This window comes from Microcoleus sp. AS-A8, from assembly GCA_039962225.1.
In the GTDB taxonomy this organism is placed as follows: Bacteria; Cyanobacteriota; Cyanobacteriia; order Cyanobacteriales; family Coleofasciculaceae; genus Allocoleopsis.
Genome location: JAMPKV010000008.1, coordinates 243,590 through 265,397 on the forward strand (window position 1 = coordinate 243,590; position 21,808 = coordinate 265,397).

15 protein-coding genes are annotated in these 21,808 nt (G+C 48.7%); 6 read left to right on the forward strand and 9 right to left on the reverse strand.

What is annotated here, in order from left to right:
• Positions 1-83: 83 nt before the first annotated feature.
• Entirely contained in the window at positions 84-410 is a 327-nt protein-coding gene (locus NDI48_15095; GenBank protein ID MEP0832499.1) for an STAS domain-containing protein, read from the forward strand.
• Positions 411-440: 30 nt separating this feature from the next.
• On the opposite strand, the gene NDI48_15100 is transcribed toward NDI48_15095, so the two are convergent.
• Complete coding sequence (locus NDI48_15100) at positions 441-1,580, reverse strand: SpoIIE family protein phosphatase (protein ID MEP0832500.1); 1,140 nt, start codon at positions 1,578-1,580, stop codon at positions 441-443.
• A 238-nt stretch (positions 1,581-1,818) separates the two neighbouring features.
• On the opposite strand from NDI48_15100, the gene NDI48_15105 reads away from it, so the two are divergent.
• Positions 1,819-2,238 (forward strand): anti-sigma regulatory factor, encoded by a 420-nt coding sequence (locus NDI48_15105; protein ID MEP0832501.1) that lies wholly within the window; start codon positions 1,819-1,821, stop codon positions 2,236-2,238.
• A 201-nt stretch (positions 2,239-2,439) separates the two neighbouring features.
• Here the strand turns inward: NDI48_15105 and NDI48_15110 are convergent, their stop codons facing one another.
• Positions 2,440-3,849, reverse strand: coding sequence for a cytochrome P450 (locus NDI48_15110; protein ID MEP0832502.1), 1,410 nt, complete (start codon positions 3,847-3,849; stop codon positions 2,440-2,442).
• Positions 3,850-4,045: 196 nt separating this feature from the next.
• Complete coding sequence (locus NDI48_15115) at positions 4,046-5,452, reverse strand: cytochrome P450 (GenBank protein ID MEP0832503.1); 1,407 nt, start codon at positions 5,450-5,452, stop codon at positions 4,046-4,048.
• 187 nt (positions 5,453-5,639) lie between these two features.
• Between NDI48_15115 and NDI48_15120 the strand changes: the two genes are divergently transcribed.
• On the forward strand, positions 5,640-7,838 hold the full coding sequence (locus tag NDI48_15120; GenBank protein MEP0832504.1) for a phosphoketolase: 2,199 nt from the start codon (positions 5,640-5,642) through the stop codon (positions 7,836-7,838).
• Between the two features lie 94 nt (positions 7,839-7,932).
• Here NDI48_15120 and NDI48_15125 read toward each other — a convergent pair whose 3' ends face one another.
• From NDI48_15125 to NDI48_15135, 3 genes are all read right to left on the reverse strand, one after another.
• A complete protein-coding gene (locus NDI48_15125; GenBank protein MEP0832505.1) occupies positions 7,933-9,222 on the reverse strand; it encodes a 50S ribosome-binding GTPase in 1,290 nt (429 codons plus the stop codon).
• A gap of 429 nt (positions 9,223-9,651) precedes the next feature.
• The gene (locus NDI48_15130) at positions 9,652-9,897 is read right to left on the reverse strand and encodes a hypothetical protein (protein MEP0832506.1); all 246 of its coding nucleotides are present in this window, start codon (positions 9,895-9,897) and stop codon (positions 9,652-9,654) included.
• Positions 9,894-10,184 carry a hypothetical protein gene (locus tag NDI48_15135; protein ID MEP0832507.1) on the reverse strand — a complete coding sequence of 97 codons (291 nt, stop codon included), beginning with the start codon at positions 10,182-10,184 and terminating at the stop codon, positions 9,894-9,896. Before NDI48_15135 ends, NDI48_15130 begins: the two co-directional genes overlap by 4 nt.
• Before the next feature lie 275 nt (positions 10,185-10,459).
• Between NDI48_15135 and NDI48_15140 the strand changes: the two genes are divergently transcribed.
• The 3 genes from NDI48_15140 to NDI48_15150 all read left to right on the forward strand — a co-directional run bounded on the left by NDI48_15140 (position 10,460) and on the right by NDI48_15150 (position 12,903).
• Positions 10,460-10,990 (forward strand): hypothetical protein, encoded by a 531-nt coding sequence (locus NDI48_15140; protein ID MEP0832508.1) that lies wholly within the window; start codon positions 10,460-10,462, stop codon positions 10,988-10,990.
• 93 nt (positions 10,991-11,083) lie between these two features.
• On the forward strand, positions 11,084-12,148 hold the full coding sequence (locus NDI48_15145; protein MEP0832509.1) for a low specificity L-threonine aldolase: 1,065 nt from the start codon (positions 11,084-11,086) through the stop codon (positions 12,146-12,148).
• A 455-nt stretch (positions 12,149-12,603) separates the two neighbouring features.
• On the forward strand, positions 12,604-12,903 hold the full coding sequence (locus NDI48_15150; GenBank protein MEP0832510.1) for a 2Fe-2S iron-sulfur cluster-binding protein: 300 nt from the start codon (positions 12,604-12,606) through the stop codon (positions 12,901-12,903).
• 32 nt (positions 12,904-12,935) lie between these two features.
• Here NDI48_15150 and NDI48_15155 read toward each other — a convergent pair whose 3' ends face one another.
• From NDI48_15155 to NDI48_15165, 3 genes are all read right to left on the reverse strand, one after another.
• On the reverse strand, positions 12,936-13,139 hold the full coding sequence (locus NDI48_15155) for a hypothetical protein (GenBank protein ID MEP0832511.1): 204 nt from the start codon (positions 13,137-13,139) through the stop codon (positions 12,936-12,938).
• A gap of 18 nt (positions 13,140-13,157) precedes the next feature.
• Positions 13,158-14,825, reverse strand: a complete 1,668-nt coding sequence (locus NDI48_15160; GenBank protein ID MEP0832512.1) for a SpoIID/LytB domain-containing protein — start codon at positions 14,823-14,825, stop codon at positions 13,158-13,160.
• A gap of 69 nt (positions 14,826-14,894) precedes the next feature.
• Positions 14,895-21,548 (reverse strand): response regulator, encoded by a 6,654-nt coding sequence (locus NDI48_15165; protein ID MEP0832513.1) that lies wholly within the window; start codon positions 21,546-21,548, stop codon positions 14,895-14,897.
• Positions 21,549-21,808: the final 260 nt, after the last annotated feature.

Genomic DNA, 21,808 nt, shown 5'->3' on the forward strand with positions numbered 1-21,808 from the left:
GTAGAGTCTGGCTGAAAGCTGTTGCCACAGCTATACTGGCAAAGTCTGGATCTTTGTGTAACTAATTAAGTCTGCAATAGCCTATGAATCCTGTAGTTAAAGTTGTTCAACCCTCTGGAATCTTAGACGGCACCAAAGCCGGTCAATTTCGTCAAGAGATTGCTAACCTTGTGGATTCTGGTGTCGATATGGTGTTGGTTGATTTCCAAGATGTTACATTCATGGACAGCTCAGGGTTAGGGGCGCTAGTTTTGGCGCTAAAAACGGTTCGAGCTGCTGGTGGCAAGCTCTTTATTTGCTCGGTTAACGAGCAAATAAAAATGTTATTTGAACTAACGAGCATGGATCGCGTTTTTGAAATCTTTGCAAATCGAGAAGAATTTGAAAACGCTATTGTTTCTACCCACTAAGGCAAGAGATTCTCTTGCCTGAGGATCGTGTTAATCGAAGTTGATTTCCAGTAAAGACAAATCATCATCAAAATACTCTTTGGGGTTCACGGCTTTAATAGCCTCCAAGATCTGATCTAGATCGCGAGTATTTTTACTCCTACAGTCCGTCAAAAGTTGGACGAACGGATCAAGTCCCCAGATGGTGCCGTCTGATTGGTTAATCTCGTAGATCCCATCGCTGAAAATATACAGGGTGCTGGGTTCGACGATTTCACAGCATTCATCAATATAATCGGCATCAGGGAACATCCCAGCGGGTAAGCTTGGAGTCTTCAAGCGTTGCACCTGGATGAACGAATCTGACCTTCCAGAAAGCAATAGGGCAGGTGGGTGTCCTGCACTGGAGTAAACCAGTTGACGCTTGACTCGGTTATAGACCGCGTACCAGATGGTAAAGTACTTATCATTCTTCTGGGTCATCTGGAAGGTTTCGTTCAGCCCTCGTAAGACGTCGCTGGGTTGATAGTAATTAATCTTAGGCAGCGCTCGCGACCTGAGAAGATTCAAAACTTGAAGCGTCGGTAAGGCAGCCCGTAAGCCATGTCCAGAGGCGTCCAAAAGATAAACCGCTAAATGCTCTGAATCGAGCCAATAATAATCAAAGCCATCACCTCCCAGTTGCCGAGAAGGAATAAAGCGAGCATCGATTGTAACCGGTGGCTCTGTCAGTCGTTCGGGCAGAATCGAACTCACATATTCAGCCGCTTCGGCTAATTCTTCCTCCAACAACTGCTTCTGGAGCTGCAACTCGCGGTTGGCTTCATGTAACCTCAAGCCTGCCCGGACTCGTGCCTTCAATTCAGCCATTTCCACTGGCTTGGTCAAAAAGTCATCCGCGCCAGCATCCAGTCCTTCAACACGATCCTCCAGTGCATTTCGAGATGTCAGCAAAATGAACATAGTCGTTGAAAGTTCTGGTGTTGCCTTAACTTGGCGACAGACCTGTAGTCCGTTCATTTTTGGCATATTCCAGTCACAAAGGACGAGTCCCGGACGTATCTTACGTGCCAGTACTAGACCATCTTCACCGTTACTGGCAACTGAAACCTCGTAACCTTGGTTGTGCAGTGTCCGTTTCAGCAAGATTTGAATAGCCGGATCGTCATCAATAATCAAAATTTGGTTCATGGCATCGAGGTACTACAAGTCATGCTTAGGAGATTGCAGATGCACAGGTTGAGAACGTCGATAATTACTCTTTTCAGTTCGAGTGTAGTCTAATGAGAAAGTCAGATAAAACTGCACAGCAAGTTAATCAATGGTAGAGCATGGGTTAAATCCAGGCTAGACTAGATTCTTCAACAGGGAGTATCGGCATCTTGACAACCATGATGAAAGTGTTGTTGATTTAAAAGGCTTTGAGCAATTGAAAGACTTTCACCAATCTAGCAAGCAAGTAAAGAGTGACCTCAAGGTGTTAGAAGAGGTTTTGTTGTGGTTTGACCAACTTAACCGACCTTCTATCCCCAAAAAAGTTTGGTTACAGTGCCAATTAGCCTTAGCCGAGGGGTTCACCAACGCCGTCCGTCATGCTCACAAAGGTCTCCCGACCAATATATCCGTAGATCTTGAAGTTACTGTATACCCCCAACAGTTAGAACTGCGAATCTGGGATCATGGGCCGCCGTTTGATTTAGAACAGTGGCTCCAAGATCACGAGCATAAGATAGATGCTAGCGCTGGGGGTGGGCGTGGGCTGGCAATCTTACAACAAATTGCCGACCAGCTCAGTTATACGCGCACGGATGACAACCGCAACTGTTTATTGCTCGTGAAACATTATTAAGAGACGCCATAATATCGGGTCTATGCAAGGCTTTCTGGCTCTCGCTGGCAGCCTCGGCGTCAACTACAAGAGGCGGATCAGGCTGAAATAGATCTGGTCGCCTGCCAGGGGCTTTCTTCAAAGCGGGACGAAGTTCTGTTGCTACCCGAAATTTATCCTTCATACTTCATACTTGTTTCATCAAGTTGTTGATGGGCCGCATTAATTGTTACTGTTACTCGTGAGCTTATAATCCCGGACTTTAATCGGCTCAAATGGCTTCGCGGTTCGCTCGTGCTTGACCACAACCGGAACCCCTCCAGAAGGAACTAGGGTAATGCCCCGACGGACGGGTTGCACAGGACGGGGATCGGCTAAGGCAAGCTGATAACGGGATAGAATCGTTGCCAGCACGAGTTTCATTTCCAACATTGAAAAGGCCATTCCAATACAGCCACGAGCCCCGCCACCAAAAGGGAGATACTCATAAGGCGAGAATTTTTGGTTGAGGAACCGCTCTGGTTGGAACTGCTTGGCCTCCGGGAAGACTTCAGGACGGCGATGAGCCAGATAAATACAAGGAATCAGAATTGTACCCGTATCAAAATGGTAGCCTGCCACTTGCACCGATTCCAAGACTCTTCGTGGTGTACAAATCAAGGCAATGGGATTGACTCGCAGGGTTTCGGCGCAGACGGCTGTCAGATAAGGCAGTTGGGCGATCGCATCAGGTTGGATGTCATCCCCTAAAGCGTCGAGTTCTTTTCGTAATTTCTCCTCCGCCTCAGCGGTGGAGTAAATCCAGTAAACAGCCCAAGTCAGGACAGCGGCTGTCGTCTCGTAACCGAGGAGCAAGAGTGAAACGAGTTGATCGCGCAGCTCAACATCACTCATCGGTTGACCGTTCTCATCTCGCGCTGATATCAGCATGGAGAGAATATCTGTCCCAGAGGCATCTGCTTGCTCACGGCGTTCTTTAATCTCGTCGTAAATTAGGCTGTCAATTGCCGCACGGCGTCGGAGAAAGTGCCCCCAAGGACTCCAGCCACCTAAATCCCGTTGTAGGGGGGGGAAGAAAAACAAACTGGAGTACCAGGGAGTAGTAATGTCATCTAAGAGCGAACTCAGCCTTTGTTCGAGCTGTTGGTACCGGGGGCCGGGATCGATGCCAAACACGACCTGTAAGATGATCTGGAGGGTAATTTTGGGCATGACCTCCTGCATGGATACGGTGGAGCCTATAGTCCAGCCTTCTATGGCCTGCTGAGTAATTTCGCAAATAAGCTGACCATAACTTCTCATTCGTTCGCCATGAAAGGGCGGCATCATCAACTGACGCAGGCGATTATGGCTACGTCCCTCCTGCAAAATGATGGACTGCTCTCCCATCAGGGGTTCAAAGACATGGGTTGCCTTGCGAAAGTCTAACTTGGAGGAAGGCAGCGAAAAAATTTCTTGAATGGCGTCAGGATTCCCGAAAAATACCACAGGCGGAGAATTTAAACCGAGTACTCGTGTGGTGAAGGTGTCTCCATAGTGTTCTCGACACTTATCCAAAAATTGAGTCGGTTGAGCAATTAATTGAACCGTCTGTAATAAAGAAGGTGTCTGCGGGCCATTCGGTAAGTTCATTGGACTGTGTCAGGCTGTGTGAAGGTATAAACTAGGCGAGGAAAGACGCTTGGGCAATGCATACCTTGTTTCTAGGCTGGCCTTACCCTGTACGAACCTCCCTCAGCATGGCTTCTTTCGATTCTCTACGTTAATAGCGACCTTCACAACCAATTTGACGCTACCAGTTAGAGCCAATGTAGAGTGGAGATCGCTGTTACATCGAACTCTCAACTGCTAAAGGCGATTCCTCTTGAGATGGGGTTTCCGGATTTTTGCTGACCTGATGCCGACTCTTGACGACCAGCTTAACGCCATCGGCAGGCATCATCGCCACACCCCGACGGACAGCCCGCACTGGCTGCGGTTTAGCAAGAGCAAGTTCGAAGCGTGACAAAATAGAAACGAGTACGAGTTTCATTTCATACAGGGCAAACGCTGCACCAATGCAGCGACGATTACCACCTCCAAACGGCAAATACTCGTAGGGTGAAAACTGCCGTTCTAGAAAGCGCTCTGGCTTAAATTGATTCGCTTGAGGGTATAAATCCTCACGATGATGGGTCAGATAAATACAGGGAGCCAGTACCGTACCCGCCTCAAACTCTCGACCAAGGATCTGGAGTGGGGATTTCAGAATTCGAGGGGTAGAGAGTACGAGAATCGGGGAAATTCGCAGCGTTTCTGAGCAGACGGCGTTGAGATAAGGGAGTCGCAGAATTGCGCTGGGGTCTGGGTTTAAGCCGAGAGTATCGAGTTCCTCAAGGAGTTTTTCTTTCACCTCTGGCAGATAATGAATCCAGTACAATGCCCAAGACAGAGCTATAGCTGTAGTTTCATGACCAGCGATGAGGAGTGTGATCAACTCATCCCGTAATTCCTGATCTGTCATCGGTTGACCTGCTTCATCTCGCGCAGACATCAGTAAAGAAAGGATATCTGAGCGAGATGGATCGGGATGTTTTCGGCGTTCGTGAATCTCGGCATAGAGCAGTTGGTCAATGTTCTGCTTGCGCCTGATAAAGTGTCGTCCCGGACTCAGCGGCCCTAAATCACGCAGCAAAGCTGGCAAATAAGTAAAGGCGGTAAACAACGGAGAGGTGATAAAATCCACCAGGGAAACCAGCAGCGGTTGGAGTTTCTGGCTGCGTTCTCCTGGATTCAAACCAAAAACTGCCCGTAAGATGACTAGCAAGGAAATTTCTTGCATAAATAAACGAGCTGTGATATGCGAACCTTCCGTCCACTGGCTGGTAAGTTGTTCAGCAATCTGGAAAATAAGCTGACCATAAGCTCGCATCCGTTCCCCATGAAAGGGGGGCATTAACAACTGACGCTGACGGTGGTGGCTATCGCCTTCAAGCAAGATTAAAGAATTATCCCCTAGTGTGAGGCGTAAAACACTCTTAACACCGAAGAGGTTGGGATTGGCAGTAAAAATTTGCTCGATCGCCTGTGGATTGCTCAAAAATACATAAGTCGAAGAGCTACCTAACCTAGCAGTAAAGCAATCTCCGTAGCGGTTAGCGCAAGTGTCCATAAACTTGATTGGGTCAGCAATCCACTGGATGAGCTGCAACAGCGGCGGTGCTTGTGGACCATCAGGCAGTTTCGTCGTGACCATAGCAATAACATCCCGCCAGAGAGACTATATTAGTGACATCAATCTTATCAATAAGATATTTCATTACTACAGATTCCTTAGCGATCGCCCCTGACAGCGCCATTTCCTGGGTTGCCAGATTGTACGATCTACCTAGTAAGGTCAACCCGTTACAGGGACGCAGTTGTTTGAAGAGGGATCTAAAATTATGACCGTTGCCACTCAAGCCCCTAGTTTTTGCGAAGGGATTCAGTATTTTGGTGAAGCGTTGCCGGGTTTTGACAAGCTTGGCAAGGAACCCGCGATCGCACAAGGGCAAAAAGCGATCGCCCAAGCCAATGACCAAAATGCTGTGTTTCAGACACTGCTAGCGGCTGACGCCCTGCGTTACCTGATATTGCAAGTTACTGCCAGTAAGTCATCGGGACATCCGGGTGGCTTTGCCAGTCAAGCGGAAGCGTATGCTGCTCTGGTCATGCTGGGTTACAAAAACATCTTGACAGAAGTCGGACATCATGCGCCCGGTTTCTACAGCGCCATGTTCCTCGATCGCTCCTTAGAGGATATGGGGATTTCTACCGTGAGGGAGTTGTGCGATCGCTTCCGAGAAAAACACGGGCTTTTGGGTCACCTTTCCGGTCAAATTCCCGGTCTTCTCTCCCCTGCTGGCCCCTTGGGACAAGGGCAACACTTCGCCATGTCAGCGGCTTTGCTCAACAGCGGCACACTCTTCCCCTTCACCATCGGGGATGGCGGGCTTGGCGAACCCTACATCATGAGCAGTATGGCTCACTTCCACACGGCTTTTCCCAGCGTCACGAACTTCTTACCAGTATTGGTGTGGAACGGCTTTAGCCAGGAACATCACAGCATGGTTTCCACCCAGTCCAACGAAAAGATGATCGAGTACTGGCGCGGCAACGGGTTTGAAAATGTCATTTTAGTCAATGCCAAAGACTACGACGACGCCAACCAATCGGGTGAGTATGTCGATAGCACCGCCTTCTCATTTGAACAGCGGCTTGCCTTCACCAAAGCAGTTCTCAACGCGGCTGATGAAGCGGCTAAGTCTGCCCTGGGTGGCAAGCTAACGGTGCTGATTATCAAACAGCTCAAAGGTGCTGGTGTCCACGACCGGGGGGCAAAATCTCACAACCTCTATGCCCATCACACCTTGGAAAGTGAGGATATTGTTGGGGCACTCAAAACCCGTGCACTGACGCCAGCCGCTTGGGAACTGGTGCGTAGTAATTTTGAACGTGCTGGGGGTGGGCCTGCTAGCCGTGTTGCGGCGACGGAAAAAGTGCGATCGCTTCCAGAACTGGGTAAACTGCCTCTAGAGGAATTCACCGTTGGTGGTGAGAAAAAAGTGGCAACGACGGCGATGGGTGCTGTTGTTGGGGCTGTGGGACTACATGACACGTCGTTTATCGTTACTAACGCTGATGGTAACGAAGCCTCTGGTATTGCCAACATCAACAAAGCACTGCAAATCCTCCACCCTACGGCTGATGAACGCTACTACCAAAGCCCTGCTGGGCGAGTGTATGAACCGCTGAGTGAAGATGCCTGTGCTGGTTTAGCATCCGGCATGGCTCTGATGGGAGGGCGCAGTCTTTGGTGTTCCTACGAAGCCTTTGCGATTAACGGCTTACCCATTTGGCAGACTGTTACTCAGGCAATGGCGGAACTGCGACGCCCGACGCCTTCTAATATTTGTTTGTTCACGGCTGGGGCTTTGGAACAGGGACGCAACGGCTGGACGCACCAACGTCCGGAAATTGAAGCCTATCTCGCCGCGATGATGCGTAATGGCAACATCTTCCCCATCTTTCCCCCCGATGCCAATAGCATCCAAGTGGCGTATGAGTGGGCACTGGGTACGAAGAACAAAGGCATCATTATCACTGCCAGCAAATCTCCCTTACCCATTTACACGACATTTGAGCAAGGGCGTCAGGGACTCCAAGATGGTGGCATTGTCTTACACGAGTCAGCAGGAGAGAAGACGGTTGTCTTTGCCGTAGTGGGAGATATGGTTCTCCTCCCGGTGTTTGAAGCAGCTAAACAGCTTGAATCTCAAGGCATAGGCGTCCGGGTTGTGTCGGTAATCAATCCTCGCCGCCTCTACCGTCCCTCTGATGTCTTGTGGGAAGCTGCTTCTGAACCGGATGGTGATTTCCTGGATGATGCTGGTTTTGAAAAGATGTTTGGCGGTGATGCCTTAATTGGTGTGACTGGCGGTGCTGCTGGGATGCTGGAACCTTTGATGCTGCGGAGTACCGTAAAACGTGATGTCTTCGCTTGGAAGCGAGGTGAAACTACTGCTACCGCTGGTCAAATTATGGAGTTTAACGGGTTGACGGCTGAGGCGCTGACAAAAAGAGCGATCGAGTTAGTCCATTAAGCTGGAGGTGATGTAATGTAATGCTCCCACCTAGGTTTATCCTAGGTGGGGGAATTCTGTTTCGTACCGAGTTTATTGGATACGCAAGTTCTAGCTAATAAGCCGGAACAGGAGCTAGAGATGTTTGTGTATCTGGGGGGGTATCCTCGTTTAGGATGTAGTAAGAAATAGCTGCCTCTCCAAGTTTTTGAGTTGCGTCTGCCGACAGGAAACTATTAATTAAAGGACCAATGAATGGTATCGATTGTAATAAGGTTTCTTCCATTCCTTGAATCACTCCTTGCTCACTAACCACCTGAGAAATAATACTCACTGCTGACTCAATAAAATCGCCGTTTACATCTTGGACAATTGTATCCATCCCTTTATACATCACAAGAAACTTCACGGCATCTTCGAGTTTAATATCGTTATTGTCTCCCCCCATATTGGCGATTATTTTGACCATATTCACTTGTATTATGAGGACAATCACCAAAGAAACACCGGGAATTTGGGATGCGCTGCTTACAACAGGAGCCAAAATGCTAACAACATTCCTGATAACATTAACGAATTCCTTGGCTAGATCGGCTAAACATTTGGGTTCCAGCTCAGGTTTTGTCTCAGGAGGAACTAGCTTTAATAGAACCTCCATAAGCTGCTCCTCAATGTTCCAACGATAATCAACATCAACCTTGATCTCCTTATTTGCTGCGTATTCTGCATAGGCAACTGTTGCAATAACATCCGACAACCTAGCGGAGCTAAGCTTTTTCTGTATATGTTCACGGAGTATATCCTTGGCCTTTTCTATATTCTGAGTTTTTTTCTTGTCTTCAGTTGGTAGTCGAATGTAATGTGGCGCTAACTGGTCGCATTGAGTGACTACACCTATTAGGGGAATCTCACGGTGATAATGCGATTTAAACTTCTTCAGAATCTCCTCAGTGCAGGCTAAATCCTTATCAATTGCCGCATCAACTTCTGTTGCTTTGCATAAGAATAGTACAACATCCGGACAACATTTTTTTACTATTTTCCAAATTTGATCTCCGCTAATTTCCTGATGATCTAAGGGGTCTTGAAATCCCCGTGTATCCAGGCAAGATAGTTCTCTGTTGTTATGTTTATATATCTGCCATTCAGGCTTTTTGGTTCCTGTTCCTACATCTGATATGTCACACTCATATTTGCCAATCATGGCATTAATCAACGTTGATTTGCCGCTGCCACGACGACCAATAATTAGGAAACGGGGCGGCCGCAGAAGCTTAATTGTTTCTTCTATTTCGTTGATTTTTGTGAGAGGATAATTGACGTTTATAAATTTTGAAATTTTGTTCAATAGCGACCGAATTTTGTTGAGAGATGCTTCAATTTTTTCGAGAGATTCTTTATCCACGAGCCAGCGTTCCTTGAGGTGAATACGACATGAAACAAAACGCAAAAAACGTTTTTGGATGATAGCTGACCTAAAGCAGGTTTTGCCCAGTGCAGATAGGGTGTGGGAAAATGACAGACTGTTGCCTGGGCTGTTTTTCCAGGATTCAGGCTGTATGAGGCTTTTTAGTTTATTGTAGAACCTTGGTGATAAATCCAGGTCTTAACTAGGCTAAAATCAGCCCACTCAGACTGTCTCCACAAGCATTTGGGTCTATTCAGAGTATTTGTCTTTCATAACTTTGAGAAACACAGGTAAAAGTGAACTTTTCTTGGAGCAATGTAGACATCCTTGAGAGTGTGTGTACCTCATCTAACCAAGAACGCTTACATTATCTAATTTATTTGGATGTTAATCATTATTCCTTCCTCCAATCAGGCGAATGTTGTTTCACCCAATCAGGCGATATTTATGCCAACAAAACGACCCCCCAACTTCTAGCAAATTAACTTCAGCTCCACTAAGATTGGCTTCTGTGAGAATAGCTCCCATGACAGAAGCTCCGTCAAGCGCTCGCGGGAGAATATGTTCCATAACTGGTGGTGTTTCAGTCAACCGAGAGGAAGTCTTACAGTATTCACTGCCATAATCTGCTGCGACAATAACTTGCTGACGTAGTTTTTCTGAAATGGTCACAGCGAGGCAGATAACTCCTTCAAAGGAGGTATCCGATGCCCGCGCCAGCGTAGAACAGACCAAGCATAAGCTTTACGAAGCATCAAACGATCCGCAGCGAACCGTAAATCTGTCAGTTCCTGCCGTTCCTCTAAAGTCAGCGAACCTTCTTTATTCTTCTCCAATATCTCAACATGGAGCTCGTGCTGACTTGGTTCAACCTTAGTATTGGCGATCGCTAATAATCTTGATGTAATTTGATGCGATGCTCCCACCTGGGTTAATGCTGGGTGGGGTTCTATTTTCAAAAGAGTTTCATTAACCTTCAGAAAAGTAAGACTTGTAGGTCTTTACCTCAAGCAAACGTGAAGTGATGTTGAACGCTATGGCAAAAATTCGAGCGATCGCACCGGATTGTCAGTCACAATGAATCTAGCGGCAATCTTGAGGAGCGATCGCGTTTGAGGTCACCGCATTACGGCTATCTCTCTACCTTCATCTCCAGGAAAGGCACTACGCTTTGGCTGGGAAACTAGGAGGGTAAGGGGAGACGAAGGGAGGGAAACTCAGAGGACATAGGGCTATGCGACCTGATTTGCAGGGCTTGGTGATTACGGAGGACTATCTAACCGATTTAATTGGTGAAAATCCCCATAAAGTCAGATATTTCTATACAGCCGGAAAACCGAGAGAGCCTGGGGATTTTTTAATTAAGCTAGGGATTTCTACATTTCGCTGGGTAAAGTTTAAATCTGTCAGACGCCTAGTGAAAGAGGTTGATCGCTACAGTGCCGTGATTAGAGCTGTTGATATCAACGACCAACTCGAAGAAGCAGGTAACCCAGGTGTGGGTTTAAGCGATCGCGAAAAAGTAATTCAAGCCCTGAGTGTGATGAAATCCGATTTAGAGCGGGCACTGAAAACAGAACGAATCCTGAGGGAAAACAAAAAGTTTATTACCCAACATCCACAGTTATTTACAACAAATTTGACCGCTTTGACAGCGCTACAATTGAGCGATAAAGCCAGTGAGTATGGACGGGTACTCGATCAAGCCTTGCAGATTGCCGTCGGTGTGCAAGAAGAAATGAGAAAGTTGCAGAATCGACAGTAGAGGCAACTATCCAAACCGCGATCGCCTTTAACGCTTTTAACACAGCCTCCTAGAAATGATCGTCATCTGGCTAGAACCTAAAATACCAAAACCATGAACTTTGCTAGCGATAATGTCACCGGCATCTCACCGGAAATCATGGCAGCCTTGAGTGCAGCTAACGCAGGAGTCGCGATGCCCTATGGACAAGATGAATACACACAGCGATTAAAGACTCAGTTCAGCGATTTATTTGAGACAGACGTCACAGTGTTTCCGGTGGCAACTGGCTCAGCCGCCAACGCCCTGGCACTATCGGTGATGACTCCACCGTTTGGAGCCATTTACTGCCATGCCGAATCACACATTAATGTTGATGAATGCGGCGCACCTGAATTTTACACAGGTGGTGCGAAGTTAGTCACACTCCCTGGTTCTCATGGGAAAATTCTAGCCGCTGATTTAGCCACCGTGCTAGCCCAGGCTGGTGCTGGCGTTGTGCATCACGTCCAGCCGGCTGCGGTGAGTCTCACCCAGGCTACTGAAGCCGGCACCGTCTATACTCCCGATGAAATTCGTGCCCTGGCTGAGGTGGCAAAAAGCCATCGTCTTTACCTCCACATCGACGGGGCGCGTTTTGCTAATGCCGTCGTTAGCCTAGGTTGTTCTCCGGCTGATTTAACTTGGCGTGCGGGTGTTGATGTTCTCTGCTTTGGCGCAACCAAGAACGGTGCCATGGCAGCGGAAGCAGTAGTCTTTTTTAATCAGACTTTAGCAGAGACTTTTGGCTATCGTCGCAAGCGCAGTGGACATCTATTTTCCAAGATGCGATTCTTGTCAGCGCAGCTTTTGGCTTATATCAATCATGATTTGTGGTTAAACAATGCTAACCATGCTAATCAGATGGCGCAGAAGTTAGCTCAGGGGCTGGTAGACTTACCGGGTGTGGAACTTTGTTACCAGGTGCAGGCTAACGAAATCTTTATTCAGTTGCCTAAGGCTGTGATTTCCAGTCTGCTTGCCGATGGCTTCTACTTCTACCCGTGGGGAGGAGAAAATTCGACAACGGTTCGATTAGTGACGGCTTTTAATACGAGCGAGGCGGATGTTATGGCTTTTATAGAAGCCGCTCAACGTTATTCTTCACAGGGTTTTCCAGCCGTTGAGGCAAAAGTCTAAGCCAAGGAGCATCCCGAATGTGAAAATTTAAAGAAAGGTGAGGAGAGTTTATCTCTAAATGCTCCCCCGCTCCCCCGCCCCCCCATTCTCACGTCTAAGAACAAATCATGGATTCTATTGATAAAGATAATTAATACTAATTAATAGGAAATTTAGACTGGGGTTAGAAGAGTTATAAAAGTGGAGAACTTCTCATAATACCTGAGTTTGAGAGTTAATGTTGGGATTATTTTTGACTCGACAACCGCGTCTGTGCGATATAAGAATAACTAATTTAATAGTCATTTCAGAATTTCATTCCTAATCCTGTCTAACCTCTCTAGCTTTTTCTCGTAGTATCAGAAATGAAGCGAACACTGCAAAGGCAATCTTCCTAAAGACGAAGTACGCTCGTGTGAGGTACGCTGTCCCTTGGATTTATACTGCCGTTTTACATCAACTACAGAGGAACACGCATGGCATCTTTCAAAGTCAGATTAATCAACGAAGCTGAAGGGCTAGACACCACCATTGAAGTTCCCGACGACGAGTACATTCTCGACGCCGCTGAAGAGCAAGGACTTGACTTACCCTATTCTTGTCGCGCTGGTGCCTGCTCCACCTGTGCTGGCAAACTGACGGATGGTACAGTTGACCAGTCTGACCAGTCTTTCCTGGATGACGAGCAGATCGAAGCGGGTTACATTCTGACCTGTGTTGCCTATGCCACGAGTGACTGTACGATCAAAACTCACCAAGAAGAAGCATTGTATTAATTAGCTAGAAAGAAGACAAAGCTGTTTTCACTTCAAAGGCTCTGAGAGCTAGGGATTGTCCAAGGGGTACCAGCCAAGCTGAGCGCACCAAGCGCGCCGACAAAGTCGAACAGCGCGTAGTGCCAATTTGCAGCCGTATCACGTTTTTTGGGATAACCCCCATTAAAGTCAGTACTCTCGCCTTCTCGTTTGGGTTCGCGGGCTTCAGAGTCAAAAAGAATTACGAGCAGGAGCACGGTTTGGGTGTTCCTGCTTCATTTTTGAGGAGATAGCTGAAGCTGGGAAGAACCTTCCGGCGGTTGCCAGAAGACGAGTGAAGACGAGAGGGGTTGGATTTGAGTGCCGGGATAGTAGAAATTCAAAATCTGCTCTCCTGACCAACCGATATTCGCTAAGTTGTAGGAACCGTATTGGCTCATGCCGACCCCATGCCCAAAGCCACCGCCTACGAAGGCATAGCCTTTGAGGATTTTATCGCTTCCATAGACTGGCTCTAGGTAATAGAGGGTACTTAAGGGAGGTTCAAAGGCACTACGGGTGTCGTTTTTATCGATTTCAATGTTGCCGATATCGGTTTGTACGACAAGTTTGAGAATTCGTCCGGCTGGCGATCGCTTCACAATTTGTATTTGCTTAACAGTCGTAAAGTTAACCAGGGGATGATTTCGATTCTTCAGATAACGCTTTAGATGCTGGGTGATTTGTTCAAGGGTTCTCGTTCTGCGCCAACGGAAGACATCTCGTCCTGTTTCATTGAATCCCTGCTTCAAGTTCAGGAACTGACGGAAGTTGTTTTCATCCGCTAATGATTTTTGCGACAAATCCCAGACGGCGTTGGGGGAGTCCACTCTGGCTGCCAAGTAAGGACGTTCCGGCCCATTCCAGACATCACTAAAAGGAGCCGTAACACCGCCAGTCGTAGAAGAATAGAGGGCATCGATCAGCTCATTGTTGTAAGTCAGCACCAACCCCTTTGTTTGTGCGATCGCTTTATCCGCCAAGGGGACTGTATTCGTGAGTCCCTTGTAAACTTGGCAGTGGACATCGGCGCAAAGTTGGTAATTGTCCGCGGTAAATCGACGCAGGTTTCGTAGAGCATAGGTTCGAGCCAAGATCGTCTGGGCGACGACAGAGGCATAAGGTGCCCCCCCACCAATTTCGTGAGGAACCACACCCCGTAGATAGGTTTCTAACGGTACCTGATTCACCAAGGTATAGGTACCATAGGCATTTGGCTGAAGTCGCAAACGTCCGGCATAGAGACGAGGGTTTTTATTATTAGCACCCCGACTGACCTGGATTAAATTTTTCTTAGCAGAAATGTCTAACTCCCGACGAGTGTAGCGAAAGCCATTGACCACAAATGAAGCTCTGGGTGATTTCTCCACCATTTTTGTCGCGAGATAGGCGGTTGTATCGCCTTGAGCTTTCAGATTTTGCAGGAGCATACGCCGTAGTAAAGGCGTTTGATAAACATCTCGCTTTGCCCAAACCTGCCATCGCTCCGGCTGTGCTATTTCTACCTCAATGCCCAGTTTTTGCCATTGATTGGCCTTGTCTTCTGCGGTTTCAAAGGTCGATTCGTTATTCAGAACTAAATATTCTTCCAGCGCTGGAGTCTGTAGTGGCTGCATCACTGTTTCCAGCTTCAGGCTCTCCAGTTGAACCGTTTCGGGTTTCATCTCACCTGACAAAAAGCGTACCGTCAGGCGATCGCCTGGAGTGGCTTTCAAGGTAACCTGATCCGTGGGTTCCTCGCCAAAGCGCTGCACAATTCCCACTTTTAAACTCGCCTCCTGAGCTTTCGCCGCCGGTTCGGGCTGGGTTGCTAGTCCTAGGAGGCTCATCACCACCAGCAGGGTACCCAAGGCTTGAGGAATTCGTTTGTTGGTCAGCGTTTGATGTGTCAAAATCTTAGCCATTCGTCATTACGTCATTCTTGAAGAAGGCACAAGTCCCAAGGCAGAGGGCTTCTGCCTTCTTCAAATCAATCAAGCGTTGCTGTTGCTGTTAAAGAGCACTTCCCCTTTAATCATGCGCTGAGCGGCGTCAAGGAGTACTTCTTCCAAATAGGGCTTGGTGAAGTAGCCACTGGCTCCCAACTGAGCTGCCATTTGTCGGTGTCGGTCGGCACCGCGCGAGGTGAGCATTGCAATGGGTAGGTTGGCGAGATTTTCGTCTTTCTGAAGTCGAGACAGCAACTCTAGACCGTCCATTCTCGGCATTTCAATGTCACAGAACACAATGTCGCAAGGTAAACCTGAGCGAAGTTTATCCCACGCTTCCTGACCGTCACGAGCTTGTTCGACCCGATAACCGGATTTACTGAAGGTCATGGAAAGCAGCTCACGCACGGTAATCGAATCATCCACAATCAGAACCATCGGTTCCGATTTGGCCTCGATGATTTCTCCTGGCAGTTCGATCTGTGGTTCTTCCCTAGGCCAGAGGGTGACGCCACCATCCTTGCGAATCCGTCCGTTCGCCAGGTCAATCAATTCTAGAACATCAGCGATCGCCATAATCCGACCATCCCCTAAGACAGTAGCCCCAGCGATTCCTACGGGCTTAGGCGGTGGGCCTTCGAGTTGCTTAATCACAATTTCCTGTTCACCTAACACTTGATCCACTTGGATGGCGAGGAAGTTACCTGCACTCCGCAGCACCACAATGGAAATCATGTCGTCTTCCCGTTTGCCGCCGTAGACCGTGTTGCGACTCAGTTGACGTTTGTAGGTGAGCAGATCAGAGAGAGAGTGGAAGGGTAGGAGTGTATCTCGCCATTGGATGCAGGATTGTCCCTCTGCATTGGTTTGAACGCGATCATTCAAAATATCCATCATGTCTTCCACCCCATCCATGGGGAAAGCGATGCGGGCGCGATCGCTCAGGCAACAGAGCGCTTTACAAATACTCAACGTCAGAGGTAGACGAATGGTAAAAGTCGTGCCTTTGCCCACGGTGGAATCAATGTGGATCGTTCCGCGAATTTCACTCAAGCTGGTGCGGACAACATCCATCCCCACACCTCGACCGGAGAAATCGTCGGCTTTGTCTTTTGTACTAAAACCAGGGTGGAACAGACAGTCATATAACTCTACATTTGTCAAAGTTTTGGCATCAGCCGCAGTAATCAGTCTCTGCTGAATGGCCTTCGATCTGACTCGTTCGGCATCGATTCCGGCTCCATCATCGGAGATAGAAATCACCGTCTGGTTCCCTTGGTGGAATGCTCGCAGCGTCACTTTCCCCACCGGTGGCTTCCGAGCTGCTTTGCGGACTTCTGGCGACTCAATCCCATGAGTCAGGGCGTTATTGACCAGGTGCGTCATCGGGTCATAGAGGTGTTCGAGAATCATCTTATCGATCAAGGTTTCCCGGCCCTCAACCTGTAATTGAGCCTCTTTCCCTAACTTCCGAGAAATTTCGTGTACGGCACGCAGCAGGCGATCGGCATTCTGGGCAAAGGGCACCATCCGTGCTCGGGTTAAACCTTCTTGGAGTTGGGTGGTGATTTGCCGTAACATCCGAGCCACTTGATCGGTTTCATCCACCAAAAACTCAATGTCAGATGCCGACTCCCGTACTCGCACGATCAGTTCAATCATCTCTTGGGAGAGCAAATGGAAGCCGGTGAAACGATCCATTTCCAGGGGATCGTATTCTACACCGGAGTGGTGGGGCGGATGGGAGAAGAGATCGGACACTCCTGGAGAACGATAGCCCTGACGGCTCGCCAACAGCGAACTTTCCAGGAGACTGCGCTCATACAAGTCTTGCATCCTCGCCCCCACATCACTCAGAGCTAAAACCTGATGGGATAAATTATCTAAAAATTGCCGCAGACGTTCTTGGTCTTGCTCTAGGGTATTGCGGTTGACCACCAGTTCTCCCACCAAATTGCTGAGGCTGTCTAGATGTTTAACGGGTACCCGCATTGTATGCTCAAACACGCGGGGGGTACGGGGACGCATAGGAGGGCGCGTCCTGCCTTGGTCGGGCATGATGCTCGGAGGCCCCCCCATGCTCTTATCGGCTTGCTCTAGCAGGCTCTCCAGGTCTCCGAATTCGTCTGCTAAGGAACCTGCTTTGGCAGTTGCACGATTCACGGGTGCTGGGGCTGGTGGAGCCATCGCTGGGGTCTCTTCTTCTAACAGGGAATCGAGGTCTTGAAACACATCCAAGTCGCTTGATTCGGTAGCTGGGTGACTAGGAGCCTCAGCCAGCATCGCCTCTAAATCGGCAAATTCATCGAGACCGTTGAGTTCACCATTCTCAGGCGTGGCGTCCCAGGCTTCTAGACCCGAAACCGCTAGTTCCTCGCCCCCATTCAGCATGGCTTCTAAATCGTCGAATTCCAAGGCTTGAGAACTATCCACCGCTGAATCCTGTGCAGCGAGCGCGTGCAGATGCGCGTCCGCCCCACTCTCGGCGAACAGGTGATCACTCTCTTCGGGTCCCCAATCCAGATCCAATGCGGTTGCCGTTTCATCCTCTATGGCCTCAAAGTCCAAGGCTGTTGCGTCAACAGGTGCGTCCGTAACGCTCTCGGATAGCGCCGTGGCTTCGGCATCCGGCACCTCAGCCTCTTGTGCCGCGTTTAACAACTCATCCCAATTTTCGGCATCCGCAACCTCATCTGTCTGAATGCTGAAGAAATCATCGAAATTATCGGCCTCAATCGCACCTGTACCTTCCCAATTAAAATCGAGGAGATCATCAGCCACAGCTTCCTGTGTGGGTTGTTGCTCCTCACTCAAAGCCATCTCGGTGTCAAACAAGTTATCCGTTGCGTTATCTGCAACATCGAGGGAATCGATATCTCCAAAGATTCCATCACCCAACAGCCCATCTAAATCTGACGCGGATGGACTGTCTAATGCAGCACTCTCAACAGTGGCATCAGGAGCTTCGTCCCATTCAAAAAGCGGGGTTTGAGCCTCTGCGGTGGCTTCTTCCTCTGCCTCAAACGCCCATTCTAAGGATGACGAATCGCCGGCCCATAAATCCGCATCCGAATTCAATTCATTCGCACTGAACGACGACAAATCGAAGTCTGACAGTGCTGGAGCCTCTACCGCTGCACCCTCGGTTTCCGCTGTAGATTCATCCCCAAACATAGCCTCGAAATCTGACATGGGTGAGGCGTCTAACACCGCACTTTCCATTTCCGCAGAAGCAGCTTCTGTGAATTCCAGGTCAAAGAGGTCACTTTCTGGGGTATCTAAGAAGGCATCCGAAAGGTCGGTTCCCTGGTCTACCTCTGAAGCGCTGGACTCGAAGAGCAAGTCTTCAAACGTTTCTTCGGGAAGCGCTGATTCTGGCCGACTGGCGACCGCTGCGTTGTCAGGTGCCTCTGGTATGTCAAAGAGGGAAAAGTCTTCAAAGTCGAGTGCCTGCTCGACCTGCGAGTGGCTTGGCTCGTGCGCTTCCTCCCAAAACGAGTCAGCGTCGCTAATCGGCGATCGCGCATCCGTCTCGCTCACGTCTTCTGTATTAAAGAAGCCGTTCAGGTCATCCAACTCAGAGGGATCTTCTAGCTCTTCTAAGCCGGAGAACTCCCACCCTTCGCTGGCCTGGGTTTCAGCTTCTGCGGTGGGTGTCTCTAACAAATCCTGGAAAGCTTCTAGAGCTTCCAATGCCGCACTTTGGGCTGCCACGCTGGTGGAGAGGGCTTCATCCTCAAACAAGTCATCCCTATCGTCATTGTTATTGGTCTCAAGGTTGAAGCTATCGCTGGCTGTTTCCTCGAAATCAAAATCGAGAGCAGAGGCTTCGCCCTCGGCGTCTTCAAACAAGTCATCCCTATCGCCATTATTATTGGTCTCAAGGTTGAAGCTATCGCTGCCTGTTTCCTCGAAATCAAAATCGAGAGCAGAGACTTCGCCCTCGGCGTCTTCAAACAAGTCATCCCTATCGCCATTGTTATTGGCCTCAAGGTTGAAGCTATCGCTGGCTGTTTCCTCGAAATCAAAATCGAGGGCAGAAGCTTCGCCCTCGGCGTCTTCAAACAAGTCATCCCTATCGCCATTATTATTGGCCTCAAGGTTGAAGCTATCGCTGGCTGTTTCCTCGAAATCAAAATCGAGGGCAGAAGCTTCGCCCTCAGCGTCCATTCCGGCTAACTCCAACTCATCCGAGGCTAGCTCTGGCTGATGCTCATCCCAAAAAGACTCTTCGGTTGCAGCATTCTCCAAAGAAGGCAATTCCTCGGCTGCACGACTATCCCACTGCCCTAAGCTTTCTGACATCGGGTCAGCCGTCGTGGTATCAGTAAAATCTCCTTCCAGGTTAAAGTCAGCGACCTGATCAAGGGAGATTTCACGTTCTTCGTCCCAGTTCCAATCATCTGCACCGCTCAGCTCATCTGTTGACATAAAGTTTTCCAGAGCCAAATCGGAAAAACTCTCCGTCTCCTGAGCCGGGATATCATGGGTAGACCTATCGAAGATACTGGCGTCCAGGGATCGCTCGGTTGGCTGAGATAGGGCAGCCGTATCCGCCTCGACACCGAAATCATCAAATTGGAGACTCTCAACATTGATAAAGTCTCCTACCTCTTCGCCTTGATTGAAATCGGCTGGGGCGTCAAAATCAAAGTCTGCGGCCGATTCGTCCAATTCTTCCCAGCCCCAATCTGTGGCTTGGTGGTCCATAACGGGTTCGTCACTCAACTCTTGAGCCGATGGAACGGCACCCGCAGGACTCGCCCCATGAGGATGTGCATCGGCAACGCTTTCGGAAATTTCCATTAGGTCGCCAAAGTCCATGTCTGACTCCGTGGGGGCGGCTGAGTCCAACCAGAGTTCTTCACCCTCCAGGTTTTCCAATTCCTGTGATGAGTCTTCAAAAGCAAGAAACTCATTTTCTTCGGTGGCGAAGCTCTCACTGATTGATGCTTCTGTATCCTTCAATAACTCCTCTGGAGCTTCTGCAAACACATCCGCCACGGGATCGGCAAACAGGTCATCGTCCGGGTTCTGCAATTGGGGGGTAGCGTTAGCCTCGAAATCAAAATCATCTAAGTCTTGTTCCAGAGGACTGTTTTCCTCAAAGAAGCTGTCCCCAAATAAATTGCTTAAGTCATCTGATTCGCGGCTGGAATCGAACACGGGATCGGGGTTATCTCCCTCAAATAGCAAATCAGAAAAGTCATTCGTCACCGCATCGGTTGTACTTAGGGGTGTTTCAGTGTTTAGACCCCTCCAGTCTGAGTGGGTTGGTTCTGGAGTATGAACAACGGCTTCTTCTAGCGATTCATCCCCAAACAAATCCATCAAGTCTTCGCTCGTCGAGGTTTCATTGGTTAAATCTAAGCTATCTAGATCGCTGACGAGGTCAGAAAAATCACTTTGTTCATCCAAACTAAATAAATTGCCGGAGTGAGAGGCCGCTGAGTTGTCATCTAAACTGATAATTTCTTCGTCTTGCCAGGTTTCATCCAAATCGGGCATTTGACCTTCAAAAATATCCGCCAGAGTGTTCAGTTCTGCCACACCAACTTCGGGTTCGCTGGGGGCGGCAAATCGGTAAATTTTTCTCGTTGTCTGCTGTTCCGACTGGACAAAGGCTTGAGGGGAAGGACTTTCCTCTTCCACTCTAGTGTCGGGTGTGTAGTCTTGGAGGTCGGCTTGAATCTGTGTGTCTGAGCTTTCAAAGAGATTGGTTAATGACGATTCACTCTGATTCTGAAACGGCTGGCTATGAGATTCTAGGGTTTCGGACTCTTGAGCGTCTTGTTCAACCTCGTGGTCAAAATTTAGATCAAATTCTGACTCTTGGGATTGGAGTGCCACTGGAGTCTCGGAGGCGGGAGGCTCTGGAGCTAGGGCTTTGAGCTGTTCGCTGGCGCAAATTTCAACCGAGCGACCGGCGAGCACTAATTCTTGAGCTTGTTTGATTTCTTTGATGACAATGTTGGCAAGCAGGCGATAGGAATTTGAGGAACAGGCGATCGCGACCCGTGCCGTCTCTAGTAACTCGTCCCAACCGGGGAGGTCTTGCTGTTCGCCCAACCGGACGAGATTCAGACAATGAACCTGTAAGGCTTCCCGATGTTCGGGCTGGTCTTGCTGTTTAAATAGCTGTAACATCTCCCGCAGCTCGATCAGGACATCTCGTTTAAAGTTGGCTGGCAGGGTTTTGGGATTTGCTGTATTCATAGGAGAATTTACCAAAGTTACCTTGGGCGCTTCAACCGTTACCACAGAAGGTTCGTCTACTGTTTTGACCAGCGTTTCTAGATGCGTGTTGAGTTCATCAAACACGGGTTCAGCATCCGACATGATTTCCCCGGCGGTTTCGTCGCTTAGGCCAAACGGGCTTTGAAGTTGCTCTACGAGTGCCTGAAGGGTATCAAAGACCCGCAAGAAGAGGGATTCTAACTGATGGTCTGGTTTGACTGACGACTCTTGTAGGGTTTTGAAGCAGTCTTCAAGGCGATGAGCTGCTTGCTGAATGCTATTAATTCCTAACATTGCTGCTCCACCTTTGACGGAATGGGCAGCACGGAAGATTTCGTTGAGCATCTCCCTGTCTTCCATTGTGCTTTGCAGACTGAGCAAACCCTGCTCAATGGTATTGAGATGGTCTTTTGCCTCCTCAATGAAGTAGCCCATGATGCGCTGTTGTTGTTCAGACTGCATAATAATATCCCTATAAGAGTCTTCAGTAATCTGGGGACACCCGCCCCTATATCCACCCGGAGCCTCAAAGCTTGAAAATGACTTCCACAGCTTACGACTCACGTATCATTTATCGTTACCTTAGATAGATTTCAATGTAGCCAATATCTTTAGAATCGACATCAACATCTATATAAATAGTGTCACTGTTCGTTTCCGTGACACAGCTCATCGAAGCCTTCTTCTATGATCGCTCTTTAAGGACTCTAGCTGAACCCAGG